At 50.1% G+C, this 16511-nt stretch carries 21 protein-coding genes and 1 tRNA gene; 5 read left to right on the top strand and 17 right to left on the bottom strand.

The genetic code is table 11. The features are described 5' to 3' along the window. Window positions 1-111 precede the first annotated feature (111 nt). The 15 genes from EL143_RS05835 to tpiA form a co-directional block, all read right to left on the bottom strand. Window positions 112-300, bottom strand: coding sequence for a hypothetical protein (locus tag EL143_RS05835; protein WP_126326648.1), 189 nt, complete (start codon window positions 298-300; stop codon window positions 112-114). Between the two features lie 1034 nt (window positions 301-1334). Beyond that, window positions 1335-3113: a DUF927 domain-containing protein gene (locus EL143_RS05830; protein WP_085415671.1), complete on the bottom strand. Its 1779-nt coding sequence runs from the start codon at window positions 3111-3113 to the stop codon at window positions 1335-1337. 174 nt (window positions 3114-3287) lie between these two features. After that, window positions 3288-4394 (bottom strand): DUF7146 domain-containing protein, encoded by a 1107-nt coding sequence (locus tag EL143_RS05825; protein WP_085415672.1) that lies wholly within the window; start codon window positions 4392-4394, stop codon window positions 3288-3290. Between the two features lie 119 nt (window positions 4395-4513). Continuing rightward, window positions 4514-4813, bottom strand: coding sequence for a hypothetical protein (locus tag EL143_RS05820; protein ID WP_085415673.1), 300 nt, complete (start codon window positions 4811-4813; stop codon window positions 4514-4516). 302 nt (window positions 4814-5115) lie between these two features. Further along, complete coding sequence (locus EL143_RS05815) at window positions 5116-5415, bottom strand: hypothetical protein (protein WP_126326646.1); 300 nt, start codon at window positions 5413-5415, stop codon at window positions 5116-5118. Window positions 5416-5430: 15 nt separating this feature from the next. Further along, the gene (locus EL143_RS05810) at window positions 5431-5757 is read right to left on the bottom strand and encodes a KilA-N domain-containing protein (RefSeq protein WP_085415675.1); all 327 of its coding nucleotides are present in this window, start codon (window positions 5755-5757) and stop codon (window positions 5431-5433) included. Further along, complete coding sequence (locus EL143_RS05805) at window positions 5754-6065, bottom strand: helix-turn-helix domain-containing protein (protein ID WP_085415676.1); 312 nt, start codon at window positions 6063-6065, stop codon at window positions 5754-5756. The genes EL143_RS05810 and EL143_RS05805 overlap by 4 nt, the downstream gene beginning before the upstream one ends. Window positions 6066-6077: 12 nt before the next feature. Then, window positions 6078-6284, bottom strand: coding sequence for a helix-turn-helix transcriptional regulator (locus EL143_RS05800; RefSeq protein ID WP_085415677.1), 207 nt, complete (start codon window positions 6282-6284; stop codon window positions 6078-6080). A 182-nt stretch (window positions 6285-6466) separates the two neighbouring features. Next, window positions 6467-7345 carry a hypothetical protein gene (locus EL143_RS05795; RefSeq protein ID WP_085415678.1) on the bottom strand — a complete coding sequence of 293 codons (879 nt, stop codon included), beginning with the start codon at window positions 7343-7345 and terminating at the stop codon, window positions 6467-6469. Between the two features lie 80 nt (window positions 7346-7425). Beyond that, the gene (locus EL143_RS05790; protein WP_085415679.1) at window positions 7426-7848 is read right to left on the bottom strand and encodes a type II toxin-antitoxin system VapC family toxin; all 423 of its coding nucleotides are present in this window, start codon (window positions 7846-7848) and stop codon (window positions 7426-7428) included. A gap of 2 nt (window positions 7849-7850) precedes the next feature. After that, entirely contained in the window at window positions 7851-8117 is a 267-nt protein-coding gene (locus tag EL143_RS05785; RefSeq protein ID WP_085415680.1) for a type II toxin-antitoxin system prevent-host-death family antitoxin, read from the bottom strand. 127 nt (window positions 8118-8244) lie between these two features. Continuing rightward, window positions 8245-9456, bottom strand: a complete 1212-nt coding sequence (locus EL143_RS05780; RefSeq protein ID WP_085415681.1) for a tyrosine-type recombinase/integrase — start codon at window positions 9454-9456, stop codon at window positions 8245-8247. Between the two features lie 221 nt (window positions 9457-9677). Continuing rightward, window positions 9678-9763: transfer RNA gene (locus tag EL143_RS05775), tRNA-Leu, on the bottom strand. 10 nt (window positions 9764-9773) lie between these two features. After that, window positions 9774-10121: a preprotein translocase subunit SecG gene (secG, locus tag EL143_RS05770; protein ID WP_085415682.1), complete on the bottom strand. Its 348-nt coding sequence runs from the start codon at window positions 10119-10121 to the stop codon at window positions 9774-9776. A gap of 9 nt (window positions 10122-10130) precedes the next feature. Next, complete coding sequence (gene tpiA, locus EL143_RS05765; protein WP_085415683.1) at window positions 10131-10886, bottom strand: triose-phosphate isomerase; 756 nt, start codon at window positions 10884-10886, stop codon at window positions 10131-10133. Between the two features lie 266 nt (window positions 10887-11152). Here tpiA and EL143_RS05760 point away from each other — a divergent pair, with 266 nt between their 5' ends. The 4 genes from EL143_RS05760 to EL143_RS05745 all read left to right on the top strand — a co-directional run bounded on the left by EL143_RS05760 (window position 11153) and on the right by EL143_RS05745 (window position 13387). Beyond that, window positions 11153-11647 (top strand): GAF domain-containing protein, encoded by a 495-nt coding sequence (locus tag EL143_RS05760; RefSeq protein ID WP_085415684.1) that lies wholly within the window; start codon window positions 11153-11155, stop codon window positions 11645-11647. 144 nt (window positions 11648-11791) lie between these two features. Next, window positions 11792-12448: a protein-L-isoaspartate O-methyltransferase family protein gene (locus EL143_RS05755; RefSeq protein WP_085415685.1), complete on the top strand. Its 657-nt coding sequence runs from the start codon at window positions 11792-11794 to the stop codon at window positions 12446-12448. 103 nt (window positions 12449-12551) lie between these two features. Then, the gene (locus tag EL143_RS05750; protein WP_085415686.1) at window positions 12552-12878 is read left to right on the top strand and encodes a rhodanese-like domain-containing protein; all 327 of its coding nucleotides are present in this window, start codon (window positions 12552-12554) and stop codon (window positions 12876-12878) included. A 263-nt stretch (window positions 12879-13141) separates the two neighbouring features. Beyond that, window positions 13142-13387 carry a hypothetical protein gene (locus EL143_RS05745; RefSeq protein ID WP_085415687.1) on the top strand — a complete coding sequence of 82 codons (246 nt, stop codon included), beginning with the start codon at window positions 13142-13144 and terminating at the stop codon, window positions 13385-13387. Window positions 13388-13449: 62 nt separating this feature from the next. Here EL143_RS05745 and EL143_RS05740 read toward each other — a convergent pair whose 3' ends face one another. Both EL143_RS05740 and EL143_RS05735 read right to left on the bottom strand, forming a co-directional pair. After that, window positions 13450-14886, bottom strand: a complete 1437-nt coding sequence (locus EL143_RS05740) for an NAD-dependent succinate-semialdehyde dehydrogenase (protein ID WP_085415688.1) — start codon at window positions 14884-14886, stop codon at window positions 13450-13452. Between the two features lie 124 nt (window positions 14887-15010). Continuing rightward, on the bottom strand, window positions 15011-15469 hold the full coding sequence (locus tag EL143_RS05735) for a DMT family transporter (RefSeq protein WP_085415689.1): 459 nt from the start codon (window positions 15467-15469) through the stop codon (window positions 15011-15013). A gap of 95 nt (window positions 15470-15564) precedes the next feature. On the opposite strand from EL143_RS05735, the gene EL143_RS05730 reads away from it, so the two are divergent. Further along, on the top strand, window positions 15565-16470 hold the full coding sequence (locus EL143_RS05730; protein ID WP_085415690.1) for a LysR family transcriptional regulator: 906 nt from the start codon (window positions 15565-15567) through the stop codon (window positions 16468-16470). Window positions 16471-16511: the final 41 nt, after the last annotated feature.

Here is a 16511-nt window from a genome sequence, read left to right as displayed (position 1 = left end):
TTGCATGTGATTTCACAATGTATGTTATCGGATTATAACAGGCATAAAAAAACAGCCCGAAAATTAGGCTGTTTTCTTTTGATGGTGGACAATGAGACTTGAATCTACCATTTAAATTTTTGATTTTATTATATATTTTATTTCAATATTTGATAAATACCCCCAAATATACCCCCATCTTGCAAAAGTCAAAGCGTTTTTCGGCTGGTTTTGTGGTTTTTTGGCAGCTTTGGGGTATGAGGTTTTGCTAGATTGAGTATAACAAATTTTTTGATGTTTTTCAGGCAGCCAATGTGTCATTAAATTCCACTTTTCCTGTTTAAGCTTAGCCGTCGCGTTTTTTTACAAGTATTTGATTTTACTTGAATAGCAAAATTGGGCGAGGCAGGAAAGTCGTTCGAGTGGTTCTTTAAATCTATCTTTGATTTTATTGGACTTTTTTCATTTTGAAATACAACCCCATGTAAGAAAGGTTTTTTGGCTGTTAAAAGGTTCTGAAATTTATGGCGGTGAATCTGCTATTTTGGCGTTTGACCGGTGTCTGTGTTTTTAAAATGCTCCGAAACCCGCCCATTTTCGCTCCAGATTGCGTTTTAAAGGTCTTGCAATTTATTGTGTTTGCTTCATGTTTTACATGGGTAGTCGGGCAAGGTATCGGCTGTTTTGCATGTGCAAAATTTGCAAATTGATCTACACAAACCTGATATGTGTCATTAAATTACCCCGTTCAAAACACCAGTAACAGCGGGGTTTACCCTCCATTCAGCAACGTATCTATCACTCTAAAACACTCTAAAAAACATTGCTATATATGCAAAACATAGCGGTTATGGCGGTTATGCGGTTATAAATTACTTAACATTCTGATATTAAAAGGTTAAATCATAACCACTGCATGAAAACAGACCGGGTATCAGCGGTTATGCCTTGCTTCTTAACACTATAAGTCTATAAATATAAAGAAATAACCACTCATAACCACTCATAACCGCGTTAATTTATGTAAGTGGTTATGCTTAAAATACTTATAAATAAAGGCTTTCAGGCTGTTTTTAATTGTAATAACCGCTATAACCGCTAATTTTTGGTTATTCCGTATAGCAAAAATTTTTTTATGAAACAATAAGGCGTTTTTGATGGCTATTGTTTCCCAATAGGAAACATTACAACGCTTAGCTAGTTTCAGGCATGAAAAAACACCAGCGGCGCGGGCTGGTGTCGGGTTGGTTGTCTGTCGGTAAACCTTAAAGATTTTCAGACTTTGCTTTTTTATGGACTCTAAAAATTCAGAAAAGTGGGTTTCTGCCCGGGAAGCTTAAAGATTTTCAGACGGCCTATTGTTCTTCTTGGTTTGGTGGCTCTATGCCTACCAATACATAAAACCGCCCTTTACCAAAGCGTTGAAATTTCCAGCGGCCTGCCGTTTCATTGCGTTTCAACCATTCTATAGCGTGAAGTACATTACAAGCTTTGTTCGGCTCAAAACCTTTCGATATTTCACTTTCAAATACGGCGGGGATTATCCAAAATTCATCGTCATTCTCTTGCTCGGCGCGGCGGCGGTAGCCTGCGTGGTCTTGATTGGTAAATTCGCTGTTCCAATCCACAAAGCGCATGGATTCTGCGTAAAGTTGCATAAAGTCTATGGCCTGTTTGATGATTTGGCTGTCTTCATACTTGCCCGTGCCTGTACGGCTGTGCCATGCGTCGAAACATTGCTTGATGCCTATCATGCCTACCCCTGTGCCTAAGCCTGTAATGCCGTGTTTGGCGGACAGTTCCAGCGCGGCGGCGGTTATGGCAAAGCGTAAGGCAACGGTGCGGCTTTGGCCGTCGGTATCGGGCAACATGGCCATAAAGTCGGCCATTGTGGCGCGGGCTTCGTCGATAGCTTTAGGGTCTTCCAATAGCAGGCGGATAAGGGCGCGGCCTGCTGTGCCGTGGTATCGGGCGGCGTGGGCGGTAATGGCTTCGCTTAAGGCTGCGCCTTTTTCGTGGCCGTGCAGGGTATCGTAAATGCCGAAGCCTTTGCCTGCGTCGCTGGGAATATCGGGCAGGCGGGCGGCTTGGCCTGCGTTCCATTCTACGCCTGCCGTTTTCAGAAAGCTGTTTAGGGGCTTTTCGCCGGTGGAAAGCATGAAAATGCGCCAGCGGCTTAATTCTCGGTTGCCGCCGTCTTTTGCGCCCTGTACTTTGGAAACGCCGTTAATCACGGAATAGGCGGTTTGTGCTACGGCTTTTGCGTTGGCTTGGCCGATTTCGTCTAATACCAATAGGCCGTCATTGCGGGCGGCGGCGGTGTTGGTAAAGCCTAAGCCTGTGCCTGTCCATGTCAGCATAAGCGTTTCAGGATTGCCCCATACAGATAGTGCGGCTTTGGCGGCGGTTGATTTACCGTCGCGTGAATCGCCGAAAAGGTGGAATCCCCCTGCTTCGATATTCAACAGGCGGGCAAGCGGGGCGGCTAGGGCTGTGCCGATTGCCAAGCATAGGCGGCTGTTGCCTGCCATATAGCGGGCTATGCCTTGCTGCCAGTCTTCAAGGCTGCCGCTTTCGGTGTAGCTGTCGGCCTGTGATTTGTCGCCGTTATAAATCACTTTGGCGGGCTGTTTTTTGGCGGTTATGGCTTCGCCGTTGGGCAGGATATAGGCTGTATTGTCGGCACACCAGCCCGCGCGGTTGGTTACGGTGTAGCGTTCGTTGCTGCCGTCGGTTTGCAGATAATCGGCCAGTAATTCGCGTTTTCTGCGGCTTGCCATAACGGTAATGCCGTGTGATTGCAGGCGTTGCCAGTTGTTGCCGATTTCGGCCATCGGCAGGGCTTCTATGCGGGCTTTGCGGGTTACGGCATCGCGCCAGCGGATAATGCGGTAATGGCTGCCCGTTTCGTCGGTGCCGCGCCCGATAAGCTCGATTGGGTCGGCCAGTTTCAGCGGGGGTTTTTCGTGAACTTCGCCGTGCTTGTCGGTTTCTACGGCAATGTAGAAAACGCCGTTTTTGGTACATTGGAAATGCGGGCGTAATTCTGCTTGTTCAAACTCGGCAAGGGCGGTGGCCTGAATGGTTTCGGGGCTGGTGTCGGCGGTGTTGTCGTGTATAGTTTCGTTTTTCATGATGGTATTCCTGATTTTTCCTGTTTTGGGCGGCCTGTATCGGCTGCCCTTTTGGTTTGCTGGTGTATTTCAGACGGCAGGCGGGTAAATCTTCGCTGTTTGGGGCGTTATCCGCTTAGGTAAGAGGTAAGGCCGTCTGAAAGGGAAACGGGCTGAAAACGCAAATACGGCGGTTTACGGCGGGGCGGTCTGTTCGTCTTGGCGGCAGTTCAGTTCGTCTAAAGCGTCAAAGCCTGCTGTTTCGGGCTGCCATATCCGCGCCTTGATACCCGCTTTGATGGCTCTTACTGCCAAGCTGTGGGCGGCTTTCATGCCCGTGCGGTTGTCGTCGTTGTCGGCGCAAATAAACAGTTCCTGTGTTTCAGACAGCCATACAAACGAAGCCATGCCGTAAGCAGATAAGGCGGCAACGGCTGGCAGGCCGAAAAGGGCGCGGGCGGCAAAGGCGGTTTCTATGCCCTCGGCCACAATCAGGCGGCCTTGTGTATCAGGCGGGAAAAGGTGTACCGCTGCGCCTTTCAGGGCATCGGGTAAGCGGGATTGCATCTTTTTGGCGGGCAACGGCTCGCCTGTCTGCGGGTGGTGGATATTCAGTTTGGTAAAGGCGGGGATATGGTTGCCGTTATCGCCGTATGGCTTGGTATAAACCGCATTAAGGTAGGTTTTATGCAAGCCCTGTAATTGGCCGTCGGCGGTGGTTACAGCGGCCAGCATGGCGGGGAAATGGCCGATTAACAGCGGCTTGGCCGTTTGGCCGTCGGTGTCGGTTGCCCATAGGGGTAAGGCTGCGTGATAGCGGATATTTGAGGCCGTCTGAAAAGCGGTATCAGGTATGCCCCGCCCTTGCAGATATTGCGCGGCTGGGTCTTGGCTGTTGATGGGCTGCGCTTCGTGCCATAGGGCAAGTAAGGCGGCCTGTTTGTCTTTCGGCGGGGTGGCAGGCTTGGCAGGCGGCAACGAGGCGCGGGACTGGTGTTGCCCTGCTTGGCCGTCTGAAAAGCCCAATAAAGCGGCGGTTTCGTTGGCTGCGGTGGCAAAGTCGTAACCAAACACCAGCATCAATAAATCAAAGCCGCTGCCGCCGTCGGGGGTGCATTGGTTGCAGATAAACGCGCCCGTGCCTTGATAGTCGGTATAGCGGTAACGGTCTTTGCCGCCGCAATAGGGGCAAGGCTGGTGTTTACGGGTGTTAAGTAGCTCGGCAGGCACACCAAGCGCTGCATGGATTTCAGGCCAGCGGCCATGTGCGGCAGATCGGATAGTGTTTAAATCGGGCTTCATAACTTCTCTCCCTAAATGTGCGGTTTCAGGCAGTTTTAGCTATGCCTGTCTGAAAACGTAAGGTTGCAACAACCCCGCCTTGCCCGCATGGGGCAAAGCCGGGGGAATAGCAAAGGGGGTTATTTGCTTGTTGCCGCGTCTGCTTCTTCTACAAGCTCCCAAAGCTGATAGCTGTATGATTTTGGGCTGTGATGTGCTTGGATTTCTTCATTGATCTGAAGCAGTAAATCGGCTTGTGCCGCAATTAGGGTATTGCTTTGGGAAAGCTCTTTGATGGTTAGGGCGATTGTTTCGGCTGCTTCTGAAATGCGGTATAAAGCCCACAATGAATCGGCACTATTGCATACCAGTTCGCGGGAAACGGCGATAGTTTGCTGTTGGGTGTTTTGCGCTTGTTGCGCGGTTTGAATGTTTTGCATTTTGAATGCTCCTATGTTTGTTGAGAGTTTGAGAATCCCATTAGGGGGCGGTGCTCTCTCTGGTACATAGTCACCAGCCGGGGCATTGCTGCTTACCGACACCGCCATAACTTGACTTGATAGGCCATCTGAAAATGTGGCCGCTCAATGTGAAATTTTGGCGTGAAAAAATCAGCGTTTACCCTGCTGATTTGGGCTATGTTTTTGAGAGAGAATCTGCATTGTGATTCTCCGGTCTCGGTTTGTCAAGCGCTGCGCCGCTTTTTATACGCTTAAGGTTTCCGAACGATATAAAAAACAGTTTATCCCCTGCGTTCTGTTACTGAATCCTGCCGTGCAATAGCGTGGCTTAATGCTTGAATATCGGCCTGATGTTGTTGAATCGCGATACGGGCTTGCTGTAACACAAGGGTCGGTTCCACACCGGCTTTAGCCGCTTCTAAAACAGCTTTATACAGACTGGTGGCGCCGTTGCTTTCAGCTTTCATTAAAGCCAATAGCTCTTTAGCTTGCGTTAGTTGGTTTGGTTTCAGGTTCTTAATGTTGGCTTGGGCTTGAACCATTAATTTGCTGTAAGGTAAGTTATTTGTGTAATTCATCATGGTTATCCTGCGTCGCTATGCGGTCTCAAGACTAATAAAGCGGGCGAAACACACCATTAAATCAGGGTGCAGCCATGTTCCGCCGTTATACCGCCCGCGTTTGGTCTGTATCAATTCGGGATAGTCGGCAGGGTTGAATGGTGTTTTTAAATCCCTGCGATCTAAGGGATTTGAAACTTTCTGTTTGGCTATGGTTTGAATATATTTCTGCGTGCGTTTCAGGCCAAAAAAGTTATCAAGCCGCTTACCGTGGTATTCAGCTATTTCAGTAGCGTTAAACCATGCTTCGCGGGTGGCATGAATGGGCAAGCCTTGATAGTCGAGTGTGATCGGTTTCATCATGCCGCCCCTTTCCCTATGGCTAGCGTGTAGATACCGCGTTTAACGGTTCTGCCGCGTTTGTTGATATGCGGTTGCATGGTGCAGATAACGGGATAACCGGCATCGCGTAAATCCTTGATACGCGCGTTAAAGCCCATAATGCCCATCTGCGCGGCCTGATAGCTCGTGATGCTGCCGTAGGTTCGGATATGGCTTAGGATTTCGCCGCATTGTGAATCAGGGGCAAACGGTGCATAATGTCGGCCTGTTTTTGTAGGGATGCTGCCGTCTGAAATGCCTTGTGTATTTTGGGCGGTTTCTTTTTTCATCGCTTGTCCCCTTTAGATACGTTTAGCCGCTTGTTTGGCGATATAGTCGTCTATTTCGCTTTCCAGCCAGCCGATTGCATTACCGCTGCCGGATAACTTAAACGGGCGGGGCATATCGGGGTCGTGGCGGCGGTTTTTGGGGTCGAGACGATACCAAAGCGTGCTTGATGAAATGCCAAGACGTTTGGTTACTTCGTGCTGGCGTAAGATGGTTGCCATAAATCAATCTCTTTCTGCCTGATAAGGCGTGATTGGAATATGGCAAAAAGATACCGCCCTCATGGGGCGGGTGTATCGGCAAAGATTACTGTTTTATCATAGAATTTTGCAGGGCATCTTTACCACTTTTATTGTGTAGAGCTGCTCCGCATATTCTGTATCAAAAAGAGTAAATTTTGCGGTTATTTTTTCAAACTGTTACGGATAGCTCTCAATGATTTAACATGTCTGCTAACTGTATCATCTGAGATTAATTCTTGGCTTATCAGATTTGATAATTCCGTGATAGCGGAAACAGGCGGATTATATTTAACAAACTTATCAAGCATAAACAAACTACCCGCAACTCGTTTGGCGGCAATAGTTTTTGTATCATGCTGTTTCAATACAGTGTTCAGCAAATCAGGCTCAATTAGATACTCTGCTTTTCTCGCTCTTTCCTCCTGCTTAAGGTAGTATTTTTTAAGCATGCTCCTCGAAGATACGGAGTTGCCGGTAAATCCTTGCTGTTTCAAATAGCGATCTAATATATCCCGCTGTTTTAATATTTCTGATTGATGCTTTTTAAGATATTCAGCGGCTTTCTTTGCTTCTGCTGTTGTAACAGTCGGTTCAAACTCATTTTGTGCCATAACTAAAACTGTATTTAAAACGGTTTGGGCAGGCATTCCATCTAAACAATAACATTCTGCCATATTCGCAAAAAACCATTTCTCACTTGATAAATATTCAGGATTTTCAAACCATCTTTGAACAATATCCCTTGCAAATTCTTCAAGTGTTTTAAATCTGATTTGTTTCGCTGTTTTCCAAAACTTGACCGCCTTTTTGCGGTAGATTTTAAAGTGTGGTAAATCTGTGTAGTATTTGAAAATCTTACTTTCCGCTATCTCTTTCCAGTATTCATCAAATTCTTCAGCCTCCTCCAAAAATGCAGCAAAAAGAGTTTCTTCTGTCTCAAGCTTTTTAGAATCATTCCTTTCATGGAAACTGATCCTTGCCGCTCTGTTTACCCTATCCAAACAGTCTAAAAAATCCACATAATCTGATTTATCAATCAATGTAATTGCTCCTATCGGTAACTTTGCAGAGAGCCTTTTGCTCCGTATCAATCACGATGCGGGCCAAGACTGTAAATTTTTCAAACCACTTCAAACGGGTTAAACAATTTCACGCCGGTATGCTCAAAATCGGCGGTATTACGCGTTACCAGTATCAAGCGGTGCTGTATGGCCGCTGCCGCTATCCATGCGTCGTTTTCAGGTGCCGGATCGGAGGTATGCAATCGGGCGCAAATGGCAGCGGTGGTTTCGTCTATCGGTAAAATGCGCTTATCGAACAGTTCCTGCATTACAGCGGTATGCCATGCCCGCAATACCTGCCCTTGTGTTTGGTCTTTGCGCTCCATGCGTAATACGCCCCGCTCAAGCTCCATAACAACAACGGGGCTGGTGTAGAAAATGCCGCTGCCGGTATCGGCAAGCCATGCAGTCAAACCTTTATCTGCGGTGCCCCGTTTTATTTTCCGCATTTCGCTGATTATGTTGGTGTCCAGTAAATACACGGTTACTCCCCAAAATCCACTTTGCGGCGTTGTGCTTGGCTTCTCGGTGGTACTTCAAGTTCTATATCGGCCGCATCGGGGCATTCTATAGCCATCAATACATCAAGTGCGCTTTGGGGTTTGCCTGCCAGCTTTTGATATTCGGCATAGCTCAACAGTACAAACGAGGGCTTGCCCCTGTTGGTTATCATCAACGGTGCATTGTCTGCTTCGCGCATTGCCCGGCTGGTGTTTTGGTTAAATTCCCTGCTCGTCATAATGGCTGCCATGATTCAACTCCTTTCTCTTGCATTTGTTTCTATGTTACTACTTAGTATCATCTAAAACAATCCAATATCGTATAACGGCATAAAAAAACACCAGCGGCGGGCTGGTGTTATGCGTTCTTAAAACAACCTATTCTTGGCTATCTGTTTCAATCATGGTGCGGGCTTGGTTGCAACGCTCACGCAAATAATCTGAATACCATTGCATCATTTCTACCCTATGCGGCCAGTATTCCGCCCGATTGTAGGCGGCGCGGATTTTATCTTTCGGCACATGGGCAAGCTGCCGTTCTATGGCATCGGGGTTAAAGTTCTGTTCGTTTAATATACTGCTTGCCAAGCTACGGAAACCGTGCGGCGTGGCCGTTCCTTTGTAACCTAGCCGCTCAATAATGCGGTTTAAGGTAGCTTCGCTGATAAAGCCTGCCGTTTTTGTGCGGCTAGGGAATAGATAAGGCGTTTGCCCTGTGTGGCCGTGTAGCTCTTGCAATAATTCCAGCGCCCAATCTGAAAGCGGTATCACATGGGCGCGGGGTAGCTTCATTCGCTCGGCGGGGATAGTCCATGTTTTTGCCTGCCAGTCTATCTCACTCCATTGCCCGCCGCGTAATTCGGTGCTTCTTATGAACACCAGCATAACCAGCATTACGGCTATACGGTTCTGCGGGTCAATATCGGCCAATATCAAGCGGCGGTAAAACTCGGCCAGTTCTTCACGAGGCAAAGCGGGTAAATGGCGGGTTTCCGCTTTGGCCAAAAAGCCACGCAATGGGGCGGCAGGGTTACGGTCGGTTATTTCCAACATGGCGGCATAGCCGTAAACGGCTGCTATCCATTGTCTGATTTTCTCTGCGGTGGCCGTTGCATTGCGGGCGGCTATACGCTCAATTACGGCTTTCACGTCTGATACGGCTATGCCGTCTATCTGTTGCCCGCCGATATACGGGAAAACGTCTTTTGAAAAGTGATTGAGAATGCGGGCGGCATTGTCAGGCTTCCAACGGTGCAGATTCTCGCTATGCCATCGGCGCGTTATTGCTTCAAAGGTATTCAGTAGGGCAGCCTGCCGCTCTTGCTTGGCCTGTTGCTTGGCTGCGCTGGGGTCTTGCCCTGTTGCAATCAGGCGGCGGGCATTTTCGGCGGCTTCTCGGGCTTCGCTTAAAGAAACGGTGGGATATTTGCCGATTGAAAGTAATTTTTCTTTGCCGTCTATGCGGTATTTCAGCCGCCATAACTTCCCGCCCGCTGGTGTAACCTGTAAAAACATGCCCTTGCCATCTGCTAGTTTGTATGGCTTGGCAGCGGGCTTGGCATTCCTTATTTGGCGGTCATTTAGCGGCATTTGGGGGTATTTTTTTAGGGGTGTTTTTCAGATACCCCTAAATATACCCCCGTTTTTTGGTTTATTCAATTGGACGGGATTTTACTGTATCGGATAATTAAGGCCGTCTGAAAACACCCTTAATCGGTCTGAAAGCCTTGCTATGCTTGAATCTTGGTTTATGGCGTTAGACGGTATTAGACGTAAAAAAACAGCCCGAAAATTGGGCTGTTTTCTTTTGATGGTGCCGACAATGAGACTTGAACTCATACGACCTAAGGTCACCACCCCCTCAAGATGGCGTGTCTACCAATTTCACCATGTCGGCATAATGATTTTTACTGTGCACCCGAAGCCGGTTTGGTCGGGATTTTTGTATTGTGTTCCGTTTGTGCCGGTGCGTTTTGCTGCTGCACCGTACTGAAGTCTATTCCGTGTTTCGGAACATGGGTGTTAATGTATACCAAGCTAAGGCAGCTGGCAAAAAAAACCGTTGCGGCAATGGCTGTGGCGCGGCTTAAGAAATTTGCGCTGCCGGCCGAACCGAAAACGCCCTGCGCGCTACCGCTTCCTCCGAATGTGGCACCTGCATCTGCGCCTTTACCTTGCTGCATCAGCACCAAGATAATCACGGTAATCGAAGCAAAAATATTCAATAACCAAATAACGGTTTTAATGGTTTCCATAAATGTTCTTCAAGCATCTTGGGCGGCTTGGATAATCGCGGTAAACGATTCGTATTTAAGTGATGCGCCGCCTACCAAAGCACCGTCCACATGCGGAACGGTAAAAATTTCAGCTGCGTTTTTATCGTTTACACTGCCGCCGTAAAGAATGCGGATATTAGCATCTTCTCCGCACAATGACAAGATTTCGTTGTAAATGAAATCGTGCATATCTGCAATTTGTTCTTTTGTGGCCACTTTGCCGGTTCCGATTGCCCACACGGGCTCATAGGCTACGGCAAAATGTTTGGTTTTCAGCCCCTTGAATACGGAAAGCTGATAGGCCACCGCTTCTTTCTCCCGACCGTCTTCACGCTCTTTCAGGCTTTCGCCCACGCATAAAAGCGGGGTTAGGCCCACATTGAGCACGTTTTCGATTTTATGGCGCTGCACATCGTTTTTTTCGTTGAAATAGAGGCTGCGCTCGGAATGGCCGATCAATACGATGTCAACGCCCACATCTTTCATCATTTCGGCGGACACTTCCCCTGTGTAGGCACCGCTGCCGTTAAATCGGCTGACATCCTGCGCGCAGGTATGGATTTTGTTTTCGAGCACGATATTTACGGCGTTATGCACTTGGGAAAGATATACGGTGGGCGGAGATATGCCGATACATACTTTCTCCATTTTGGGTAAAGAGCGCAGTTTGTGAACCAATGCATTATTATTCTGCAACTGGCCGTTCATCTTCCAATTGCCGATCACCCATTTTTTATCCCACATGGTTTGCTTCCTTTCTTATCTGTTTTTCAGACAGGCATTGCCGACTTTGGCGAATTGTACCGCAAATTATTTGTAGCGTCTTGAAGTTTTGTAGCAGGCTGTAACTCGACATGATATAGTAATCCGGTTTTCGGTTTGCCGCGCTGTGCCTGCTTTTTCGGTAGCGAAAAGACGGCGAAAGGCTGAAACGGTGTTTCAGCAAGATCACGGTTTCAACCGGCAACCCGTTTAAAATATTCGAATCCATACCAAAACGAAAATCAGATATGCACGAAATCACTTTCTCATCATCCGATAAATCTGAAATGTATCGGGAAATTTTACCGCAAATCGAAGCTTTGATTGACGGTGAACCTAATTTGATTGCCAATTTGGCCAACATCACGGCTGTGTTGAAAAGCTCGTTCGGCTGGCTCTGGGTCGGCTTTTATTTGGTTGAACAAGATGGCGGCTTGGTGCTCGGCCCTTTTCAGGGCCCGCCGGCATGTACCCGTATCGCTTATGGCCGCGGGGTGTGCGGGCAGAGCTTGGCGCAAGCGCAAACGGTGATTGTGTCCGATGTTAACCAACATCCTGATCATATTGCCTGCTCCTCGCTTTCCCAATCGGAAATCGTTGTGCCTGTTTTCGGTCAAGGCGGGAAGGTTGCGGCGGTGTTGGATGTCGATTCCGAAACCACCGGCCAGTTCGACCAAACGGATGCTGAGTTTCTGCAAAAAATCTGCCTTTTAATCGGCAGCCGGCATTTTTCGGCAACATAATCTAAATGCCTGTCTGAAAAAGCAGTTTGCCGTTTATTTTGCGCACCCGTCTTTTCAGACAGGCATTGTTGTTAAAACGAAGGCAAAAGCATTATAATCAGCGCCAAACCACTATTCACACTATAAAATCAATGGAGTAAATCAATGGACTTTCAAAAAGCACGTTTCAATATGGTAGAACAGCAAATCCGTCCGTGGGACGTGCTGGACTTTGATGTTTTGGATGCCCTGGATGCCATTCCGCGCGAAGAATTCGTTACCGAAGAGCAAAAGCCTTACGCCTATGCCGACGTGTGCCTGCCTCTGCCCAACGGAGGCAAAATGCTGGAGCCGCGAATCGTTGCCCGCCTGATCCAGGGGCTTGCTCTGAAGAAAACCGATAACGTATTGGAAATCGGTACCGGTTCGGGCTATGCCACTGCGCTTTTGGCCACGCTTGCCGGGCAAGTGGTGTCGATTGATATGGATGCGGCGCAACAAACATTGGCCAAAGCTGCTTTGGATAAAGTGGGGCTGACCAACATTATTTATCAAAACGGCGACGGCTTGGCCGGGCAAGTGGGCGGCGCGCCTTTCGATGCGATTTATGTCGGCGGCAGCGTTCCGGATGTGCCTGAAGTGTTGAAAAGCCAATTGAAAGACGGCGGCCGTTTGGTCATCATTACAGGCGGCTCGCCAGTTCAACACGCGCTGCAAATCACGCGCAACGGTGATGAATATACTTCGGTTACTTTATTTGACACTTCGGTTGCAGGCCTTCAGGCGCCTACCGTTGCCAAGCCTTCGAAATTTCATTTTTAAAAGTCTGTCATTCCCGCAAGCTGCTTGAATAAGCAGCTTGTTTTTATAGCGGGTTTGCATAACCCGGCAGGAATAACGCCACACTTAACACATCCACCCGATTATGAACGATATTGTCCAACTCTCCCCCATTGAACTAAAAGCTTTTCTCTCCAAGCATCCTGACGCGGTTTTATTGGATGTTCGCGAAGATGAAGAAGTGGCTTTTTGCAGTCTGCCGAATCATGTGCACATTCCGATGAACATGATTCCTTTGCGCCACAATGAATTGCCCGACGACAAACCCATCGTGCTTTACTGCCACCACGGCATACGCAGCCTGCATTGCGCCATGTATCTGGCCGAGGCCGGTTTTGACAAACTGTATAATCTGAAAGGCGGTATTGACGAATGGTCGCAAACGGTTGATCCGTCGGTGCCGCGCTATTGATTCTATCCGGCATTTTTCCAACACCCTACAAATCAGACAACACTCGGCTAAGCTCATAGAAATATCAATTTAGCCAAATTTTTAAGCCTGCTTGAATCAGCTTAACTAAAATAAAAATACCGTTTAGTTGATTTTTTAACCGAATATCTATAATATGGCTGCATCAACGTCAGCTTCACAACAACACAAAAACAGGCTCGTTCTTTAAAATTTTAAAGGTAATGCCTGTGTTTTAAGGTTATCCTACAACTACGGTAAATAAAATGCGCAAACTACTTACTTTATTCTTTGGCGATCCTAAAAATGTCGTATTGAACAGCAAAGAAGATATTCAAAAGCATGCCGGTAAATTGAGCATGTTAACTGATGAAGAAAAAGAAATTCTGGCCGATTATCTGGCTCATGCCGAAGTGAACCAGCGTTTGCCCGGCAATGCCAAAAACCCCAATTACCAATACGGCGTAAGCGTGGGTCAGGCGATAGACAAACAGAAATGCCTAACCAATTAAAGCGGTCAATCCGGAAAACACAAGAATGCCTGTCTGAAACTTTTTCAGACAGGCATTTATTATTACCCGGCCACATCGATACAAAGATATTTCAATTCCAAATATTCGTCTGCTCCGTATTTGCTGCCCTCGCGCCCCAAGCCACTTGATTTTACGCCGCCGAACGGGGCAACTTCGTTGCTGATCAAGCCTGTGTTCACGCCCACCATGCCATATTCCAAGGCTTCGCCCACGCGCCATTGGCGGGCGGCGTTTTCCGTGTAGAAATAAGCGGCCAAGCCGAATTCGGTGTTGTTGGCGGCAGCCACGGCTTCTTCTTCGGTTTCAAACCGGAACACAGGGCACAGCGGGCCGAAGGTTTCTTCCGAGGCCACTTTCATACCGGCGTGAACGCCGCACAACAAGGTCGGCTCGAAAAAAGTGCCGCCCAAGCTGCTGCGTTTGCCGCCGACCAAACATTCCGCGCCTTTGGCCAGCGCGTCTTCGATATGCTCTTCCACTTTGGCAACCGCTTTTTCATCAATCAAAGGCCCCTGGTTCACGCCCTCTTCCAAACCGTTGCCCAATTTGAACGCAGCCATGCGCGCGGCCAGCTTGTTGCAGAACGCATCATAAACCGAGGCATGCACATACACGCGGTTGGTGCAGACGCAGGTTTGGCCGCTGTTGCGGAACTTGCTGGCCAACACGCCTTCCACGGCTTTATCCAAATCGGCGTCATCAAACACGATAAACGGCGCATTGCCGCCCAGCTCCAAGCTGAGTTTTTTAATCTGCGGTGCACTCGCGGCAAAGATTTTGACACCGGTTTCGGTCGAACCGGTAAAGCTGATTTTGCGCACGGTTTCATTTTCGGCGAACGTTTGGCTGATTTCGCCCGCGCTGCCGCTCACCACCGCCAGCAAATCGCGCGGAATGCCTGCTTTGTATGCCAACACCGCCAACGCATACGCGCTCAAAGGCGTGAGGCTTGCCGGCTTAACCAACATCGCGCAACCCACCGCCAAAGCCGGAGCCGCTTTGCGGGTAATCATGGCTGCGGGAAAATTCCAGGGTGTGATTGCGGCGGCCACGCCGATCGGTTGGCGGATCACCAGCAGCTTCTGCGTGGGTTTCACACTGGTCAGCACATCGCCGTCGATGCGGCGCGCTTCTTCGGCAAACCAGCGGATAAAGCCCGCCGCATAATCGATTTCGCCGCGCGCTTCCGTGAGGCTTTTGCCCTGCTCCATCGTCATCAGGCGGGCGAGGTTTTCTCGATTGCTTTTAATCAAACCGTACCATTGCCACAAAATATCGGCGCGCTCCAATGCGGTTTTGGCCGCCCAAACTTTTTGCGCCGCCGCGGCGCGTTCAATCAAAGCGCTGAGCGCGGCTTTATCGGTTTTGCGCACATAGGCCAGCGTTTCGCCCGTGGCCGGGTTGTTCACTTCAATCCCTTGCTCCAGTGGAGAAAACGAAACATCGGGGTGTGCCAATAATGGTTTTATCGCTTGCATAAGTCCTCCATTCGATAGGGCAAACGGTTTGCCACGCCCGTAGGTTGTGCGGACGCAAGCACACACGCACGCGGCGAAATTGAGCGCAAACCGCGTGCGCAGAGGGCATCCACACTCCGTGGATTCAACCTTCGCCTCGCCCGGCCCATTGCAGCCAGGCCGCGCCGAGCAGCACCAGCGCCACTCCGCCGATGCGCCCCGGATTGGCCGCTTTCACCGGCAAGCCCATCAGACCGAAATGGTCGATGGCGACCGAAATCAACACCTGCCCGGCCACCACGCACAGCATGAACGGCGCCGCGCCGATGCGCGGCACCAGCAACAATGCGCCGGTTACGAAGGCCGCCCCCAAAAGCCCGCCCGACCATGCCCACCACGGCAGCGCGGACACTGCCGAGAATTTGGCGGCGGGCACGCGAAACCACAGCAACAAGGGCAGCACGCACAACAAACTGACCAGCAGCGACACCAAAGTCGCCCACAAGGGATGCCCCAGGGTTCGACCAAGCAAGGCATTGGCACCGGCCTGAAACGGTACCGCCATGCCGATTGAAAAAGCGGCCAATAAAAACAGGGGTTGCATATCGCCTCCTATTGAAAATATTTCGCTCAGGCGGCATGATTCATTATTCTTTGAGTTTATGGAAATTCTATTTTTGAATATTGGGTATTCTTGCCATGAATAATCTGAGCCGCATCGACCTCAACCTGCTGCTGACCCTGCACGTGCTATTGCAGGAGCGGCACATCAGCCGCGCTGCCGCGCGTTTGCATAAAAGCCAGCCCGCCGTCAGCCATGCCCTAGCGCGGCTGCGCGAGCTGTTCGACGACCCGCTTTTGGTGCGCGAAGGCAATACGCTGCGCCCCAGTGCCAAGGCGCAGGCCTTGCAGCAACCGCTGCAACAGGCGCTGGCCGGCTTGCAGCAGGTGGTGATGCCGGAGCCATTCACGCCCGCGCACAGCCGGCGGCATTTCCGCCTGGCCATGTCCGATTACACGGCCACGCTGCTGCTGCCCGCCCTGCTGCGGCGACTGCGCGAACACGCCCCGCACATCACGCTGGGCATCAGCCAAGGCAGCCGCGAGGCCATGCTGGCCGCCGTTGCCGATGGCCAAACCGATCTGGCGCTGGGCGTTTTCCCGCAACCGCCCGCACAGGTGCAGCACGAGCCGCTGTTTGAAGAACGCTTCGTCAGCGTGGCCGATGCCGCCAGCCTGCCGCCGGGCGGCACCTTGTCTCTGCAAGCCTGGCTGACACGCCCGCACGTGGCGGTGGCCATGCGCCCGGGCATGGAGGGTGAAATCGAACGCGCCCTGCAACAGCGGCATTTGCGCCGCCGCATCGCCGTCAGCCTGCCGCATTGGCGCGTGGCCGCCGAGCTTTTGCCCGGCACGGAATTCATCCTGACCATCGCCCGTCGCAGCCTGCCGCCCGAGACGCAAACTCCCGGCCTGCGCCGCTTCGAGCCGCCACTGCCGATCCCGCCTTTCGTGTTCGGCCAGATCTGGCACCCGCGCAACGCGCACGACCCGGCCCTGTGCTGGCTGCGGGCGCAGATTGCCGACATTCTGGGCAATTTTTAGATCAAGGCTACCTGAAAAGCCACCGCTTTTCCGCCATGGCC

The sequence above is a fragment of the Neisseria canis genome (assembly GCF_900636765.1).
GTDB lineage: Bacteria > Pseudomonadota > Gammaproteobacteria > Burkholderiales > Neisseriaceae > Neisseria > Neisseria canis.
This window is presented reverse-complemented; position numbering and strand designations above follow the sequence as displayed.